Below are 16467 nucleotides of genomic sequence, written 5' to 3'. Positions count from 1 at the left end.
CGTTTTACCGCTAACATATTCAGGCAAAAGCGGAACTTTCTTTCCACTTTGTTGCTGCCACCCATGGTCCCGTATCTGGCTATTCGTCCAGCTCGCCGAGCGCCGGCACGGTGAAGCTGAACACCGCGCCGCCCCCCGGCCGGTTGGCGGCGGTGAGCGTGCCCCCATGCGCTTCGACGATCCGCCGCGAGATCGACAGCCCGATGCCCATCGCCGCCCCGCCCTTGGTCGTGGCGAAGCGCGAATAGAGCCGGTCGGTCAGTTCCTTGGGCAGGCCGGGACCGGTATCGCAGACCGAGATTTCGACCATGTCATCGGCGAGGCGCGATCCGATGACGATCTCGCGTTTGCCCTCGGCCTGGCCGCGCAGCGCATCCACTGCGTTGCGCAACAGATTGACCAGCACCTGCTGGATCTGGATGCGATCGGCGAAGATCGTGTCGGTCTCGGGCTCGAGCGCATAGCTCAGCTGGATGTCGAACTGCGCAGTGCCGAACAGCACCAGTTCGACTGCTTCCCGCACCACCACCTCGAGCGATTCCACGCGCATCTCGCCCTCGCGCTTGGCGAGGAAGTCGCGCAGGCGCCGGATGATCTCGCCCGATCGCAGCGTCTGTTCCTCGCCCAGCTTGAGCAGCTCGGCGACGCGCCCGCCGTCCTCGCCGCGCTGGATCAGGATGCGCGCGGTGGCCAGGAAATTGGCGGTCGCGCTGAGCGGCTGGTTCAGCTCATGCGCCAGGTCCGCGGCCAGCTCGCTCATCGCGCTCTGGCGGGAGATGTGCGCGAGCTCCGAATTCAGGTCGCTCATCCGCTGTTCGGCGGCCAGCCGGTCGGAGACGTCGCGGATCACGCCGGTGAAGATGCGTTCCTTGCCGAGCCAGGCCTCGCCGATGTTGAGCTCCACCGGGAACAATGTCCCGTCGGCGCGGCGCGCGGTGAGCTCGCGGGTGCTGCCGATCACATGGCGCTCGCCGGTCTCCAGATAGCGTTCCAGCGACGCATCATGCCCGGCCGCGATCGCCTTTGGCATCAGGAAGCTCACATTGCGGCCGATCGCGCTCGCCGCGCCGATATCGAACATCCGCTCGGCGGCGGGGCTGAAGCTGCGGATGATGCCCCTGGAATCGATCACGACCGTCGCGTCGGGGATCGTCTCGATGATCGACTGGAGCTGCGAGGTGGCCTCGCGCTCGTTGCGCTCGGTCACGTCGACATGCGTGCCGATCAGCGTCTTCAGCGTGCCGTCCGCATCATAATGGCAGGTCGACGAGCCTTCGATCGTGCGGATCTGCCCATCGGGTTGCCGGAAGCGATAGGTATAGGAGATGTGTTTGTCGCGTTTGGCCGCGGCCGCCGCCAGGATCGCCATCACTTCGCGTCCGTCCTCCGGCTCGACGGCGGCGAACCATTGGTCGAACGTCGAAAGGCCGCCCTCGGGAAACCCCAGCCGCTGCTCGGAGCCTGGGGACAATTCCAGTCGCCCGGTCGCCACGTCCCAGTGCGACACGCTGATCTTGTGGGCATCGGCGGCCGCTGCGAGCCGCGCCTCGCTCAGCCGCAACGCACTCTCGGTGCGGACCCGCTGGGAGATGTCGAGCATCTTGACAACGTACAGCGGCTCCTTGTCGGGGCGCTCGTGAACCTCGGTGCGCTCCACCACGCTGATCTCGGTGCCGTCGCACCGCCGCTCGATCAGCTCGCGCTCGGCCGAGCCGGTGGGCTGGGGCGGTTCGGCCGGGCCGCCCTCCCCATGGCGTGAATGCAGCAACGCATATTTCTTGCGGCCGATCGCCTCAGCCGCCGGCCAGCCATAGAGCTGCTCGCACCCGTGCGACCAATAGGTGATCTCGCCATCGGGCCGGGTCAGCGCGATCGCCGCGACATCGAGCGCCAGCGTGACTTCGTTGAGTTCCTCCTGCTGGCGCCGGAACCGATCGGCCGACAGCCAGAGCAGGAAGCCGAGGATCGCGACATTGCCCAGCATCGCCAGCAGCTCGGTTTCGGGCAGCGCGACCGGCCCGCTGCCGGCGCCCCAGCGCGCGGCGAGGGTGGGCATGATCGGCAATGCGATGACGAGCGGCAGGATCAGCCAGTAAAGGGGGCCACGCGTACGCCCCGGCGAGAGCAGCACCGTCCAGCCCGCATCGGGCCGCCACAACAGGAACGCAGTGGAGAGCGCGACAGTGATCAGACTGCCGGGCAGCGGTGCGACGAACATCCGCAGGATCGCCATCTCGTCGCCGGCCCTGACGAACAACAGCAACAGGGCTGAGGTAACGCCGAAGCAGAAAGCCGCCGAGGCGAACAGATTGGCGAGCTCGGCCCAGGCCTGGCCGCGCCGCCGCCCGGCGGCCAGCAGGGCGAGCCCGAGAAAACCGAAGGTCGCGACCGAGTTCGCGACCGGACGCCCGGGATCATTCCCGCCGAACCGGCCGACCTCTTCGGGAAAGAGCAGCAGGTCGATACCGGGGGAAATGCCCGCGATATTCTCCGCCAGCACGCACGCCGCGATCAGGATCGGGACGGCGAGCAGGAAAGGGGCCATGCGATGCCGGGCGATCGTCGCCCAGAAACCGGCGGAGAGAAAGATATAGCCGACCGCCGACAGCGGCCACATCGGATAGCCGCTGACCCCGAAACTCATGAGCGATGGCGCGTCGAACACCCATCCGGCAAAAGGTACGCCGCTGAACAGACCGGCCGCGACGATAAGGATGAGAACAATCTTCCGTTCCGTGGACCCATCGTGCCCTGGACGTGCATGTGATTGTTGTTTCAACCCTTTCGCACCTCCTGTACCCGGCAAAGTCAGCCGGGAGATTAACACGGATCAAGGGTTCAGGCGAGCTTGGCAAACCCTGGCGACGGGATCACCGGAACCAATATGGTTGTTCCTCGCAAACGGCATAGACGAGCGATTCCCCCGCCGACTCACCTAAAGATAATGAAGCGCCGATTAGGCATCGCGCCCGGATTCCACCCGGAGACGGCGGATGGGTCTGAATCGGTTGTATCTCGATTTGGGACTTGCCCGGACCTTCTGTCAGCATAAGCGTGGGAGCGCATGGCCCGGGGAGCATGATGGCATGAGGGAGAGTCGCGCACAGGGGCTCGGCGTGACCGCGATCACGCGCGCTCCTGCAACCATGGCGATAGCGAATGCGGCGAGATGACGATCAGGTAGCGGGTAGCAGTGTAGGTCCATGACGAATCCGGAAGGCGTGCCCAACCGTGCGCAATTGCTGTCGGTCATCGCCCATGCGCGCGCGGGTGCGCTCGATCGTGCCTGGGCGCTGTACGGCGGACTGGATGTCGCGGCCGACCCGGCGGCACTGGCGGTCAAGGGCCGGCTGCTCAAGGACATGGCATTGCAGGCCGAGGGCGCGGCCCGGCTGAGGCTCTTTGACGATGCGGCCCAGGCCTATCGCCAGGCGGCAGAGGCGGGCGGGGGGACCTATCCGCTGATCAATGCCGCGACCTTGTCGCTGCTGTGCGGGGCGGGGGATAGCGCGCGCCTGCTCGCCGGAGAGGCGCTCACCCGCATCGCGGCGCATCCCGACGAGCCCGAGACCCCCTATTACCGCGCGGCGACCCGGGCCGAGGCGCTGCTCCTGCTCGGCCGGGAGGACGACGCGCAGGCGGCGCTGGCCGAAGGCGTGGCGCTCGCGCCGCGGGCATGGGAGGACCATGCATCGACGCTCCGCCAGTTTGCGATCATCCTCGGGGCGCAGGGCCGGGGCGACGCCTGGCTGAATGCCTATCGCCCGCCGCGCTCGCTCCATTTCGGCGGCCACATGGCGTTCTGCGCCGATCCGGCGCCGACGGACCTGTCGCGCGACATTGCTGCGGTGCTCGAACTGGAACGCGTCGGCTTCGGTTATGGCGCCCTTGCCGCGGGCGCCGACATCATCGTCGCGGAGGCACTGATCGATTGCGGCGCCGCGCTGCACATTGTCCTGCCCGGCACAGTGGAGGGCTTTGCCTCGGTGTCGGTCGATCCGCATGGGCCGGCATGGCGCCGCCGCTTCGACGCCGCGCTTGCCGCGGCCGAGACGGTGCGGACAGTCGAGCCTGCCGAGGGGCGCCCGGACGAGACGATGATCGCGCTGGCCGACGAAATCGCCATGGGCGGGGCGCTGATCAACGCGCGGCTGCTGGCGAGCGAAGCGGTGCAATTGCTCGTCATGCCCGACGATGCCAGCGGCGCCGATGGCGCATCGGCTCGGTCCCGCGATGCCTGGTCCCGCGCGGGTCGCCGCCAGACCATCCTCCACGCCCCGCGCGAGCATATCGACGTGCCGGCGGATGCCGAAAGCATCGCCCCCCGGCATCGCGCCGCCGTGCTGGCGATCCGTGTCGCGCGGGAAGATCGGCAGGCCGGGCTCGACGCGCTGAAGGCAGCGCTGGAGCAATGCCCCGCACCGGACGTGGCGCCGAGCTTCACCGGCGACGACATCGTTCTCGCTTATGACGATGTCGCGCGCGCAGCGCGCGCGGCCGCGATCCTGACCGGCGCGGCGGGGAGCGTCGGCGGCCAATATGGCATCGCCGAACGGGTGCATGACCCCTTTGCCGGATCGGTGCGGCTGGCCGGCCGGGCGCTCGATCTGGCGCGGGCGGCCGCGGCGTCGGCCCCTGCCGGCACCGCGTGCGTCACCGAGGATTTCGCGGCGGCGCTCGCCGTGGCGGCGCCCGAAGCCTTTCGCCCGGAATTCGTCGGGGAGCTTGGCTCGGCTATCGATGCGCCGCCGATCGGCCTCTTCGCGCTCAAGCCGCAGCGATGATGCCCGTCACAGGATCATTTCCTCCAGCCGTCCCGGCGCGACCACGGTCAGGCAGTCGCCGTCGCGGCGGATGATGCCGCGCCGCTCCAGCGCGTTGACGGTGCGCGACGCCGTCTCCCGCGTGGTCGCGACGCGCAGCGCAAGATCGGCGATCACCGGCGCCGGGCGAATGGTCATCGCATCGCCGCCGCGTGCCTGGCGCAACAGCTCGGCATGGACGCGCCCGACCGCCGACAGCGCGGTGCGTTCGTACATACGCTCGGTCGTGCGCCGCAGCCGCTGCAGCAGCATCCGCGACAGCGCCAGCCCGATACAACCATATTGCTGGGCGAGGAGCGCAAGATCGCCGGCGTCGAGCGTCAGCGTCCGAACATCGTCGATTGCCACGACATCGGCATCCTGCCGCGCCGCTTCGGCTTCGCCCAGCGCGCCGAACAGGTCGCCGGGGCCGAATTCGTGCAGCAGCACCATCTGCCCTTCGGCGGCATAGAGCAGCGCATGAGCCCGCCCGACCAGCAACAGGAAGGTCAAAGTCAGCCAGTCGCCCTGGCGCAGGATGATCGCGGCCCGCGCGAAGGAGCGCAACCGCCCGCGATGCGTCACCTGCTCGGCCACGTCCGCCGGGCAGGCGAACACCGCGCTGACGAACATCCGGGCCTCGTCCTGCTGCACCCCGCGCTTCCCCCCAGGCAAGGCGCCGATTGGAGCCGAAGCGGGCGGCCTTGGCAATCGGGAACGCGCGCCATCGCAGGAACAATCCGGCCGGCCGCTGGTTTCCTTCTCCTTGGGCATCCGCCGAAGGGGCGGCGGGGGAATAATGAAAAGCGCAGAGAACGGAACGCAGCAGACGAGCAGGTTCGAACTGCTCGTCCAGAGCGTCACCGACTATGCGATCTACATGCTCGATCCGGCCGGCGTGGTGATCAGCTGGAATGCCGGCGCGGAACGCTTCAAGGGCTACCGGGCGGACGAGATCATCGGCGACCATTTCTCCCGCTTCTACACGAAGGAGGATCGCCAGGCCGGCATGCCCGCCCGCGCGCTCGAAACCGCCCTGAACGAGGGCCGATTCGAGGCAGAGGGCTGGCGAGTGCGCAAGGACGGCACCCGCTTCTGGGCCAATGTCGTGATCGATCCGATCCGCGATACCGACGGCAGCTTCATCGGCTTCGCCAAGGTGACGCGCGATCTCAGCGAGCGGCGGAAGGCGGAGGAGGCCCTGCGCAGCAGCGAGGAACGGTTCCGCCTGCTCGTCCAGTGCGTGACCGATTATGCGATCTATATGCTGGATCCGACCGGTGTGATCGTGAGCTGGAACGCGGGCGCGCAACGCTTCAAGGGCTATACCGCGGACGAGATCGTCGGCGAGCATTTCTCGCGCTTCTACACGGAGGAGGACCGCAAGATCGGCCTGCCCGAAACCGCGCTCGACACCGCGGCGCGCGCGGGCCGGTTCGAGGCGGAGGGCTGGCGCGTGCGCAAGGACGGCACGCGCTTCTGGGCGTCGGTCGTGATCGATCCGGTGCGCGATCCGGCGGGCAAGCTGCTCGGCTTCGCCAAGATCACGCGCGACCTGACCGAGCGCCGCGAAGCGCAACAGGCGCTGGATATCGCACAGGAGGCATTCTTCCAGTCGCAAAAGATGGATGCGATCGGCAAGCTCACCGGCGGCGTCGCGCATGATTTCAACAATCTGCTCGCGGTGATCATCGGCAGCCTCGATCTCGCTCGACGACGCATGGGCGAAGGTGTCGACATCAGCCGTTTCCTCGACAACGCGATGAGCGCGGCGGAACGCGGCGCGACCCTGACGCAGCGCATGCTTTCCTTCGCGCGGCGGCAGGAGTTGAAGCTCGAAACGGTCGATGTCGGCGATCTGGTGCGCGGCATGGCAGAGCTTGTCCAGCGGACGATCGGCGCTGGGATCAGCATCGACACGGAATTTCCGCTCCGCCTCGCGCCCGTCCATGCCGATCCCTCCCAGCTCGAGCTGGCGGTGATGAATCTGGTGGTCAACGCCCGCGACGCGATGCCCGAAGGCGGGCGGGTGACCATCGAAGGCAGGGAGAAGCGGATCGGGCGCGGCGCCGAGCTGGAGCCGGGCGACTATGTCCGCCTGTCGGTGATCGATCGCGGCCAGGGCATGGACAAGGCGACCCTGGCGCGCGCGATGGAGCCGTTCTTCACCACCAAGGGTATCGGCAAGGGCACCGGCCTGGGCCTGTCGATGGTCCATGGGTTCGCCGAACAATGCGGTGGCCGGCTGATCCTGAAGAGCCGTCCGGGCAAGGGCACCAAGGCAGAGCTGTGGCTGCCGATCTCGAAGGCGGCTGCCGGTGAGGATTCCCACAGCCCGGCGGTGGTGCCCCAGATAGAGATGGAGCCGCTGGTGGTGCTCACGGTGGACGACGATGCCCTCGTCCTGATGAACACCGCTGCGATGCTCGAGGACATGGGCCACCGCGTGCTGCAGGCGACGTCAGCGCGAGAGGCGCTGGCAATGCTCGACCGGGAGGCGGTCGACCTGGTCGTGACCGATTACGCCATGCCGGTGATGACAGGCGCCGACCTTGCGGCCGCGCTTCCCGCATCCATGCCGGTCCTGATCGTTTCGGGCTATGCGGAGATCCCCGCCGGAGCGGAGGCCATGGGGGTCAGGCTCAACAAGCCGTTCCGCGACGAGCAGCTTGCGCGCGCGGTACGCGAGGCGATGCGGTTGCGGGAAGCGACGGCCATTCCCTAGCGGCGCAGGGTGCGCCGCGGCCCCGTCATTCCGCGGCCGCGACCTTGCTCGGCTGGACGCGAGTCGCTGACGCGGTCTGGCTATGGGGGGCGCGTTGGGACAGCTCGGTGCGAACCTCGTCTGCCCGGATCCGGTCCAGCACGAACCACACGGCCGCGGAAAGCAGGAAGAGCAGCGCGAAGGTGATCAACACCGGCACCGCGTCATTCTCCTGCGTCGTGACCACCTGTTCAGGCAGATCATTAGTCAGATCGGTCATACGGTCCCCCAAACTATCAAGGGGCGCAACGAGGCTGCGTCCCACTGGTTCCCGACGGAAATTGAAGATCGCTCCGGCAGCGGGCGCGTTCGAACCTCTGCCACACCGGTGATCGTCCGCCCCCTAACAGAGCCATGCTCGATATGGAAAGCCAAAGACGGTGGAATGGTACCGTTAGGAGACGAAAATGCGCCAAACGCGTCGTCTGACCCGTTTTGAAACTTCCGCCGGGAAGAATCGTTCGACTCTGATGACCGCAACCGAATGCGACTGCCTGGCCGACCGCAAGTCCCTTCCCGACACTGCCGTGCATATCCTTCGCGAATGCTGGTTCCTCGCCTGGAGCCTGGTTCCCGCGGGCAGGACGCTGCGGCGGCGCCTCGCCAACCGGGGCGGACCGCGTATCCTGTTGCTGCCGGGGCTGTTCGCGACCGATGCCGCGATGCGGCCGATGCGTATGGCGCTGCGCTATGCCGGCTACCGTGCCTATCGCTGGGGCCTCGGGCGCAACAAGGGCGCCTCGGCGGATCTGTTCGATCGGCTCGATGCGCGGATCGATCAGTTGCAGCGCCGCGACGACCGCCCCGTCATCCTGCTCGGCTGGAGCTTCGGCGGGCTGATCGCGCGCGAATATGCCAAGGTCGCGCCGCACCGCGTCCGCGCCGTCATCACCCTCGGCAGTCCGTTCTCGGGCGATCTCAGCGCGACGATGCTGGCGCGCGTCTATGAATGGATCGCCGGCCACCGTGTCAGCGCGCCGCCGATCGAGTGTACCCTGTCGGAGAAACCGCCGGTGCCGACCGCCGCGATCTGGTCGCGCTGCGACGGCGTCATCCCCGTCTCCGCCGCGCGCGGTGCGGCCGGAGAGGCCGATTACCGGATCGAGACAAGCTGTTCGCATCTCGCCTATCCGTCCGACGGCGGGGCGCTCATGGCAGTGCTGGATGCGATTGCACGCTGCTGCCCGGACGAGGTGATGGCACCGCCGGAGCCTCGGCCGGTCTTTGCGCGTGGCGATCTGCCCCGGGGTCTCCCGGCCTGATTCCCCGAACTGCCTCGATGTTAAGGCGCCGCACTTCGGTACCGCCTAAGCCCGGTCTTTATCGGCGCTTGCGTGCTGGTCCGGCGCGGCGAACAATGGAGCCGAAATGAACACCAAAAAGGCCGAAACCGGTGTTGCCGGGCTCGATGACATCACCGCGGGCGGCTTCACCCGCGGTCGCCTCTATCTTCTCGAGGGCAGCCCGGGCACGGGTAAGACGACGATCGCCAGCCAGTTCCTGATGGCCGGTGCGGCCGCCGGCGAACGCTGCCTGTACATCACCCTCTCCGAAACCGAGGAGGAGCTGCGCGAAAGCGCGGCATCCCATGGCTGGGTGTTCGACGACGCCATCGGCGTGTTCGAGCTGGTGCCGCCCGAGAGCCTGCTCGACGAGGATCAGCAGCAGAGCCTGCTCTATTCCTCCGATCTCGAGCTGGGCGAGACGACCAGGCGCATTTTCGAAGCGTTCGAGCGCGTGAGGCCCGACCGTGTCGTGCTCGACAGCCTGTCCGAGATTCGCCTGCTCGCGCAGAGTTCGCTACGCTATCGCCGCCAGATTCTCGCGCTGAAGCATTATTTCTCGCGCCACGGCACGACCATCCTGATGCTTGACGATCTGACCACCGAAATGCTCGACAAGACAGTGCACAGTGTCGCGCACGGCGTGATCCGGCTGGAAGAGCTGTCCCCCAATTACGGCGCGGAACGCCGCCGCCTGCGCGTGGTCAAATATCGCGGCCAGCGGTTCCGTGGCGGCTATCACGACTTCGTGATCGAAACGGGTGGCGTACGGGCTTTCCCGCGGCTCGTTTCGGCCGAGCACAAGAACAGTTTCAGCCGCGATCTGGTGGCCACCCGGCAGGGGGCGCTGAACGCGCTGCTGGGCGGCGGCTTCGAGCGCGGATCGAGCACCCTGATCATCGGTCCGGCCGGTACCGGCAAGTCGTTGCTGACCCTGACCTTCGTCGCCGATGCGATAGCGCGGGGCGAGCATGCCGCGATGTTCATCTTCGACGAAGAGATGGGCTTGCTCACCTCCCGGGCAAAGGCGCTCGGCATCGATCTCGAAGCGATGGTCGCCAGCGGATCGCTGACGCTCGAGCAGGTCGATGCGGCCGAGCTGACCCCGGGCGAATTCTCCGAGCGCGTGCGCACCTGTGTCGAGAATCACAAGGCGCGCACCGTCGTGATCGACAGCGTCAACGGTTATCAGGCGGCCATGCCCGAGGAGCAGGCGCTGATCCTGCACATGCACGAGCTGCTGCAATATCTGAATCGCCAGGGTGCGACGACCTTCCTGACCGTCGCCCAGCATGGCCTGGTCGGCGACATGAAGGCGCCGGTCGACGTGACCTATCTGGCCGATACCGTGATCCTGCTGCGCTATTTCGAGGCAGCCGGGCGCGTCCGCCGCGCGATCTCCATCGTGAAGAAGCGTACGGGCGCCCATGAGGATACCATTCGCGAATTCCGGATCAGCGGCGACGGCATCACGCTGGGCAAGCCATTGACCGAATTCCAGGGCGTGCTCCGCGGCGTGCCGACGTTGATCGGGTCCACGCCGCACGATGCCAACGCGTTCGCTACCGAATGACGTCCGCGTGAATCGCACATCGGCCCAGCGCGCGATCGTCCTCGCCCCGCATGGCCGGGACGCGGCGATTGCCGCGGGCATGTTGCGCGAGGCGGGGATCGATGCCGTGCCGGCGGTCGACCTTCCTGCCCTGGTGGAGGCGCTTCGCGCCGGGGCCGGCTTTGCGCTCGTCACTGAAGAGAGCCTGCGTGGCGCTGATCTCCATCCGCTCGATGCTTTCCTGAAGGAGCAGGAGGAATGGTCCGACTTCCCCTTCATCCTGCTTACCCAGCGCGGGGGCGGGCTGGAGCGCAACCCGGCCGCCGTGCGCCTGCTCGAGACGCTCGGCAACGTCACCTTCCTTGAACGACCATTCCATCCGACCACGCTGATCAGCCTGGCCAAATCGGCGGTCCGGGCGCGGCTGCGTCAATATGAGGCGCGGACGCGGCTCGCCGCGATCAATGCCAGCGAAGCGCAGTTTCGCGCCTTTGCCCAGGCAATGGCCAACCATGTCTGGACCGCGCCGCCGGACGGCAAGCTCGACTGGTTCAACCAGCGGACGCTCGACTATAGCGGTCTGAGGCAAGCGGCGCTTGCGGGGGATGGCTGGGCGACCATCGTCCATGTCGACGACCTGCCGGACGCTGCCGCATTGTGGGCATCTTCCGTCGCTTCGGGCACCGACTACGAAACCGAATTCAGGATCCGCCGAGCCGATGGCGAATATCGCTGGCATCTGGTTCGGGCGCTGCCGATCCGCGCCGATGACGGCACGATCCTGCGCTGGATCGGCACCAACACCGACATCCACGAGCAGAAACTGTCCGAGGCCGAAAGCCAGCGCGATCGCGATCGCCTGTGGATGCTGTCGCAGGATCTCATGCTGGTGTGCGATTTCGACGGTGTCGTCACTGCGGTGAACCCGTCCGCGATGCGCCTGCTCGGCTGGCGTGAGGAGGAGATGGTCGGCCACAACATCGTCGACTTCCTCCACGCCGACGATGTTGCCACGACCGCGAGGCAGTTCGCGACGCTGTCGGCGGGTGCCACCACCCTGGCCTTCGAGAACCGCTACGCGCGCAAACAGGGCGGCTATCGCCTGCTCGACTGGACGGCGGTGCCGGATGCGGGGCGGGTCCATGCGGTCGGCCGCGACATCACCGAGGAACGGAACCTGGCGCGCGACCGGGAGCGGATCTGGAATCTCTCGCCGGTGGTGAAGCTCGTCCTGTCCATCTCCGGTGAGGTTCATGCGGTGAACCCGTCCTGGACCAAGGTGCTGGGCTGGAGCGCGGAAGAGACGATTGGTCGCAAGATCACCGATTTCGTCGCGCCCGACGAATTGCCCAGCAGCCAGGCCGCACTGGCCGAGCTGGCCGCCGGCGCGCCGCTGCTCGAGGTCGAGCGCATCTATATGAACAAGGACGGCAGCCGCCGCCGCCTCGCCTGGATCACCGTGGCCGACGGCGGCACGCTCTACAGCTTCGGCCGCGACGTGACTGCCGAACGCGAAGCAGCGGACGCGCTTGCCGAGACCGAGGCGGTACTCCGCCAGTCGCAGAAGATGGAGGCGGTGGGTCAGCTCACCGGCGGTATCGCGCATGATTTCAACAATCTGCTGCAGGGCATCACCGGCAGCCTGGAGATCGTCCAGCGCCGCCTCGATGCCGGGCGGCTCGACGGGGTCGATCGTTTTCTCGACGGCGCGGCCAATGCCGCCAATCGCGCTGCCGCGCTCACGCACCGGCTACTGGCTTTCTCCCGGCGCCAGCCGCTCGATCCCCGGCCGGTCGACGCCAATCCGCTGATCGCCTCGATGGAGGATCTGATGCGCCGCACGCTCGGCGAGCAGATCGATCTCGATCTGGTCCTGGTCGACGATCTGTGGCTGACCCTGTGCGACCACAACCAGCTCGAGAACGCGATCCTCAACCTCGTCATCAACGCGCGCGACGCGATGCCCGATGGCGGCCGGCTGACGATCGAGACCTCGAACACGGATTTCGACCGGACGTCCGCGGCACGACACCGGGATCTGGAACCGGGCCAATATGTCTGCATCCGCGTGACCGACACCGGCAGCGGCATGGACGCGGACACCATCGCCCGCGCGTTCGAGCCCTTCTTCACCACCAAGCCGCTCGGCCAGGGCACCGGCCTGGGCCTGTCGATGATCTACGGTTTCGCCCGCCAGTCCGAGGGTCATGCCACGATCGAGAGCGAGCCGGGTGTCGGCACCAGCATCAGCCTGTGCCTGCCCCGCCATGTCGGTGCGATGGCGGTCGATGACCCCGCGCCCGCAAGCGAGGATCGCACGGCGCCGGCGGGTACCGAGGAGGTGGTGCTGGTGGTCGAGGACGAACCGGTCGTGCGCGGGCTGATCGTCGAGGTCCTGACCGAGCTTGGCTACCGTGCGATCGAGGCCGGCGACGGACCCGAGGGCCTGGAAAAGCTGCGGGCGCGTGGCCGAATCGACCTGCTCGTCACCGATATCGGTCTGCCGGGGCTCAACGGCCGGCAGATCGCCGATGCCGGGCGGGAGCTCCGCCCGGATCTCAAGGTCCTGTACATGACCGGCTATGCGGAGAATGCCGCGCTCGCGCCGGGCTTTCTCCAGCCCGGCACCGCGATCATCACCAAGCCCTTCGCGATCGAAGCACTCGCCGCTCGGGTACGATCAATGCTCGAGGCACCCATGGAGCAGGGACTGGAAACGGTGTTCGACCCGGCGCCCTAGGCGCTGGCGCGCTTCGCTCGGGTCGCGCGCGGCTTCGCGGTGCGTGATGCCTGGCGACGGGCGGGGCGGGCAGGGGGCGCTTCCGCTTTCCTCCGGCCATAGAGCAGTGCGCCCGCGATCGCCGCGACGCCCAGACCGATCGCCGCCCCGATCGCAATCGTGTTGGTCGACAGGGCGTCGGACAGCGAGAAACGCTCGGCGAAGGTGTAGTGCGCCCGTTCGTCATCCTCCTCATGGTGCGTGCCCATGGTGAAGAAGGCGGGCTCCCGCGTCTCGTCATGGGCCTCGGGATGCAGCGGATAGGGCGGGACGGCTGCGTCGGGGAGCGGGCGTTGATGCGTCATGACTGGCCTTTCGCGTAGACGGCAATGCCCATCAACGCGTCGCATCCGCTCCGGTTGCCGGCCTTATTTGGGCTGGTCGATCCAGACGATCCAATATTTCGCCAGCGCCGCCCGCGGCCCGCTGACGGCGGCGAACACCTGCTTGGCGGCGTCGCCCTGGCCACTCAGCGCCAGCGCCGCGCCCATCCTCGTGTTGACGATATTGGCGTCGACGCCGCCCTTGGCCAGCGCGACCTTGTACAGCTCGATCGCCGGGGCATAGTCGGCATAACCGAAATAGGCATCGGCCATCGCCAGGGCGACCGTTCCGGTGCCGCTGGGTCCCTTGGCTTGCGCCGCGCCGGCGGGCAGGCTCGCGCGGTCGCTCGCGATCTTGGCCTTGACCACATCGTTGAACTCACGCGCGGTCATGTTGGTCGCCAGCACGATATCGCCGCTCTTGATGCCTTCGGCCAGCACGGCCGAGGCCTCGCCGGGCAACTTCTGATAGGTGTTCTCGACATAGGACAGATAGTCGCCCTGGCCCTTCATCGCCTTGGCAGCGCGCAACAGGCGCATCAGATCGACGACATATTGGGTGTCGATATCGTTCGTGTCGCGAAAGCCGATCAGCGCATCGCGCCAATGACTCGCGCTGGGATAGGCGGCGACCCGCGCCCGGCCGGCTCGCTCGACCCCTGACCCCAGTTTCGCCTGATAGGCGATGCCGAACGCGCGGGCATACCAGTCGTCGGGCACGGGCACGCCACCGGGCTTCGCGGCGGCGGCCTGCTCCAGGACCGTGACGGCTTCGTCCGGCTTCTTCTGGGCAATCTTCGCTTCCATCAGCAGCGCATAGACGTTCGCGTCGCTGGCGCCCGCGGCGATGGCGGCGGTCAGATATTTGTCCGCCTTCGCCATATCCTTGTTGTTATAGGCGATCTGCCCGGCCGCGAGGTTGAAGGGCACCACATTGGCGGCCGGCAGGAACCCGCTGGCGAGCACGGCCTCGATGCCCTGCGCCTGGATATTGACGTCGTTCTGCGCCTTGCCCAGATCGAGCCGGAGCGATCCGATCATGAAACGGTCGTCGTTGCTTTGCGCCAGCCCGTCGGCTTGAGTCAGCTTGGCGGCGGCCGTGGCGAAATCGCCTTTCTTGATCGCTGCCTGCGCGTCGGCCAATGCCGGCCGGGCTTCCTTGGAGATCTTGGGCGCCGCCGGTGCCGGCGGCTTCTGCGCCAGGGCCGCGGCCGGCGTCGCGCCGATCAGGGCAAGACAAAGAACGGACCGTATGGCGACGTACCTCATGGCAGACCTCTCCTTGATTGTGCCGGCCGTTATCCGCCGTGCCCCGAGGAGGTTTCTGAACCGTTTCTGGCAACTTTTCCAGTGGCCGTCCCAGCCTCAGGCGATCGGGCACATCCCGCCGCGCATCATCGCCGCGCCGTTCGCGAACCAGCGGCTGGAATCCTGCATCGTCGTGGTGTCGTGGTAACAGGCCTCGCCGGTCTTCGTCGCCGGGTCGAACAGGAAAGCCCAGTTCAGTCCGCTGCAATCCCGCGCGTCGCAGCCCGCCGCGGCGACCTTGCCGGCGCGGGCATAGATCGGCTTTTCCGGGCCCCTGGATTCGCGGAAATGCGCGCGGGTCGCGTTATCGTGCACGGCTTCGAGCAACGCCCTCGACACGTCGGTGCGGTCGAAGAACAGCACGCCGCCGACCGGATCGTTGGGGAATTTCCCGACATAGGCGGTGGCGGGCGTGTCGGGCGTCTGCCCGGGCATCGGCGTCGCGGCGACGTCGCGCGGCGGCACGAAACCGGCGGCATTGGCGGGCGGTACATCCTTGCTCTCCGCACCGCCGCAGCCGGCGAGCAGGAACAGGGCGACAAAGGCAGGCGCGGTACGGTTGGTCATGATCGGTCAACGCGCCGGCCGCTTCGTCGGGCCCCGGAATTCGTCGCCCGGAATTCGTCGTCAGACCGCGCGCACGCCCCCGGCCAGCCAGCGTGCGCAGATCGGGCCGAGCTCGGCCACGCTGCGCGTCTCGTAATCGGTGACGTCGCGCAGGCTCAGCGTGTCCCGCCAGCGCCCATTGGTGCCCTTGTTGATGAAGGTCTCGGCGCCGCCATCCCAGAACACGCCGCCCAGCGGCGCTGCCTTGGTCGCGTTCGCCTTCATCCAGGGGAAGGAGCAATGCTCGAGCATCGACGGAAAGCGGTCGCGGTCGACCTTGATGTCGAGGAAGTCGGCAATGCGCCGCATCTCGCCCGCCAGGTCGCGCTTCAGGTCCTCGAAATGGACGAGCATGACATTGGGCTGGTCCTTGATCGCCCACCAGCTCCGCACATTCTCCCAGAACGGCCAGAAGGGATCGCCGTCGCGCTCCAGCCAGTTGCGGAAATAATGGTGCATATCGGGGTCGGCGCTCATGATCGGCGGGCCGACCCGGCCGGGCGTGTCGTTGAGGGCTGCGAACCACGCCGCATTGGCGTTGGCGTGGTGGTTGTGCATGCTCCAGATCACGTCGCGGCCGTCGCGCGCGACATAGAGATATTTGGCCTGGCCGCTGAACACGAGCGCATCGACCGGCAGGTGCGTCTTCAGGAAGCGCCGATGCTGCTGCGCCGCGACTGCCTGCAGCTTCTCCGCCTTGGGCGGCACGCGCAGGTCCATCCAGGGCGACAGGTCGCAGACGCTGACGTCCGGGTCGCCGCCGAAGATCAGCTGGCCGACGATCTGCTGCATCCAGGTCGTGCCGGACTTGCCATAGGTCGCGATGACGATGTCGTCGCCGCGAAAGGCGAAATCGTTCCAGATCGTCGAATCGAAATGGTGGTTGTGGAATTCGCGCGTCTTCATGGGTGCGCGCGGGGCGAGTTGCGTGGCCATGGGTGCTCCGGCTGCGAAAAAGTCGCGTCCGGGTGCGGCAAATACCGGGTCGGGCCAATGTCGTTGCGCTCAAGAATCGACCAAGCGACCAGCGCGTAAATCGTCGCGGGAACG

The 16467-nt window shown here is 67.2% G+C and carries 12 protein-coding genes; 5 read left to right on the top strand and 7 right to left on the bottom strand.

The window, feature by feature from the left end:
* Positions 1–79: 79 nt before the first annotated feature.
* Positions 80–2644, bottom strand: coding sequence for a PAS domain S-box protein (locus WC729_RS05855; RefSeq protein ID WP_372850479.1), 2565 nt, complete (start codon positions 2642–2644; stop codon positions 80–82).
* A gap of 559 nt (positions 2645–3203) precedes the next feature.
* On the opposite strand from WC729_RS05855, the gene WC729_RS05850 reads away from it, so the two are divergent.
* Complete coding sequence (locus WC729_RS05850; protein WP_372850478.1) at positions 3204–4784, top strand: tetratricopeptide repeat-containing protein; 1581 nt, start codon at positions 3204–3206, stop codon at positions 4782–4784.
* A gap of 6 nt (positions 4785–4790) precedes the next feature.
* Here the strand turns inward: WC729_RS05850 and WC729_RS05845 are convergent, their stop codons facing one another.
* The gene (locus WC729_RS05845) at positions 4791–5477 is read right to left on the bottom strand and encodes a Crp/Fnr family transcriptional regulator (protein ID WP_372850476.1); all 687 of its coding nucleotides are present in this window, start codon (positions 5475–5477) and stop codon (positions 4791–4793) included.
* A gap of 124 nt (positions 5478–5601) precedes the next feature.
* Here WC729_RS05845 and WC729_RS05840 point away from each other — a divergent pair, with 124 nt between their 5' ends.
* A complete protein-coding gene (locus WC729_RS05840) occupies positions 5602–7527 on the top strand; it encodes a PAS domain S-box protein (protein WP_372850474.1) in 1926 nt (641 codons plus the stop codon).
* A gap of 25 nt (positions 7528–7552) precedes the next feature.
* Here WC729_RS05840 and WC729_RS05835 read toward each other — a convergent pair whose 3' ends face one another.
* On the bottom strand, positions 7553–7786 hold the full coding sequence (locus WC729_RS05835; protein WP_372850472.1) for a hypothetical protein: 234 nt from the start codon (positions 7784–7786) through the stop codon (positions 7553–7555).
* 250 nt (positions 7787–8036) lie between these two features.
* Between WC729_RS05835 and WC729_RS05830 the strand changes: the two genes are divergently transcribed.
* From WC729_RS05830 to WC729_RS05820, 3 genes are all read left to right on the top strand, one after another.
* Positions 8037–8828, top strand: a complete 792-nt coding sequence (locus tag WC729_RS05830; RefSeq protein WP_372850470.1) for an esterase/lipase family protein — start codon at positions 8037–8039, stop codon at positions 8826–8828.
* A gap of 106 nt (positions 8829–8934) precedes the next feature.
* Positions 8935–10422 carry an ATPase domain-containing protein gene (locus WC729_RS05825; protein ID WP_372850468.1) on the top strand — a complete coding sequence of 496 codons (1488 nt, stop codon included), beginning with the start codon at positions 8935–8937 and terminating at the stop codon, positions 10420–10422.
* Positions 10423–10429: 7 nt separating this feature from the next.
* Positions 10430–13141 carry a PAS domain S-box protein gene (locus WC729_RS05820; RefSeq protein WP_372850466.1) on the top strand — a complete coding sequence of 904 codons (2712 nt, stop codon included), beginning with the start codon at positions 10430–10432 and terminating at the stop codon, positions 13139–13141.
* Here WC729_RS05820 and WC729_RS05815 read toward each other — a convergent pair.
* The 4 genes from WC729_RS05815 to WC729_RS05800 all read right to left on the bottom strand — a co-directional run bounded on the left by WC729_RS05815 (position 13138) and on the right by WC729_RS05800 (position 16353).
* Entirely contained in the window at positions 13138–13485 is a 348-nt protein-coding gene (locus WC729_RS05815) for a hypothetical protein (protein WP_372850464.1), read from the bottom strand. The two genes, WC729_RS05820 and WC729_RS05815, sit on opposite strands and share 4 nt — an antisense overlap.
* A gap of 63 nt (positions 13486–13548) precedes the next feature.
* Positions 13549–14772 carry a hypothetical protein gene (locus WC729_RS05810; RefSeq protein WP_372850462.1) on the bottom strand — a complete coding sequence of 408 codons (1224 nt, stop codon included), beginning with the start codon at positions 14770–14772 and terminating at the stop codon, positions 13549–13551.
* A gap of 96 nt (positions 14773–14868) precedes the next feature.
* On the bottom strand, positions 14869–15378 hold the full coding sequence (locus WC729_RS05805; protein ID WP_372850460.1) for a hypothetical protein: 510 nt from the start codon (positions 15376–15378) through the stop codon (positions 14869–14871).
* A gap of 60 nt (positions 15379–15438) precedes the next feature.
* Entirely contained in the window at positions 15439–16353 is a 915-nt protein-coding gene (locus WC729_RS05800; protein WP_372850458.1) for a sulfotransferase domain-containing protein, read from the bottom strand.
* Between the last annotated feature and the right edge of the window lie 114 nt (positions 16354–16467).

It is taken from the genome of Sphingomonas sp., from assembly GCF_041661825.1.
In the GTDB taxonomy this organism is placed as follows: Bacteria; Pseudomonadota; Alphaproteobacteria; order Sphingomonadales; family Sphingomonadaceae; genus Sphingomonas.
The sequence above is the reverse complement of the archived record's forward strand: the minus strand, read 5'-3'. Positions and strand labels throughout refer to the sequence as shown.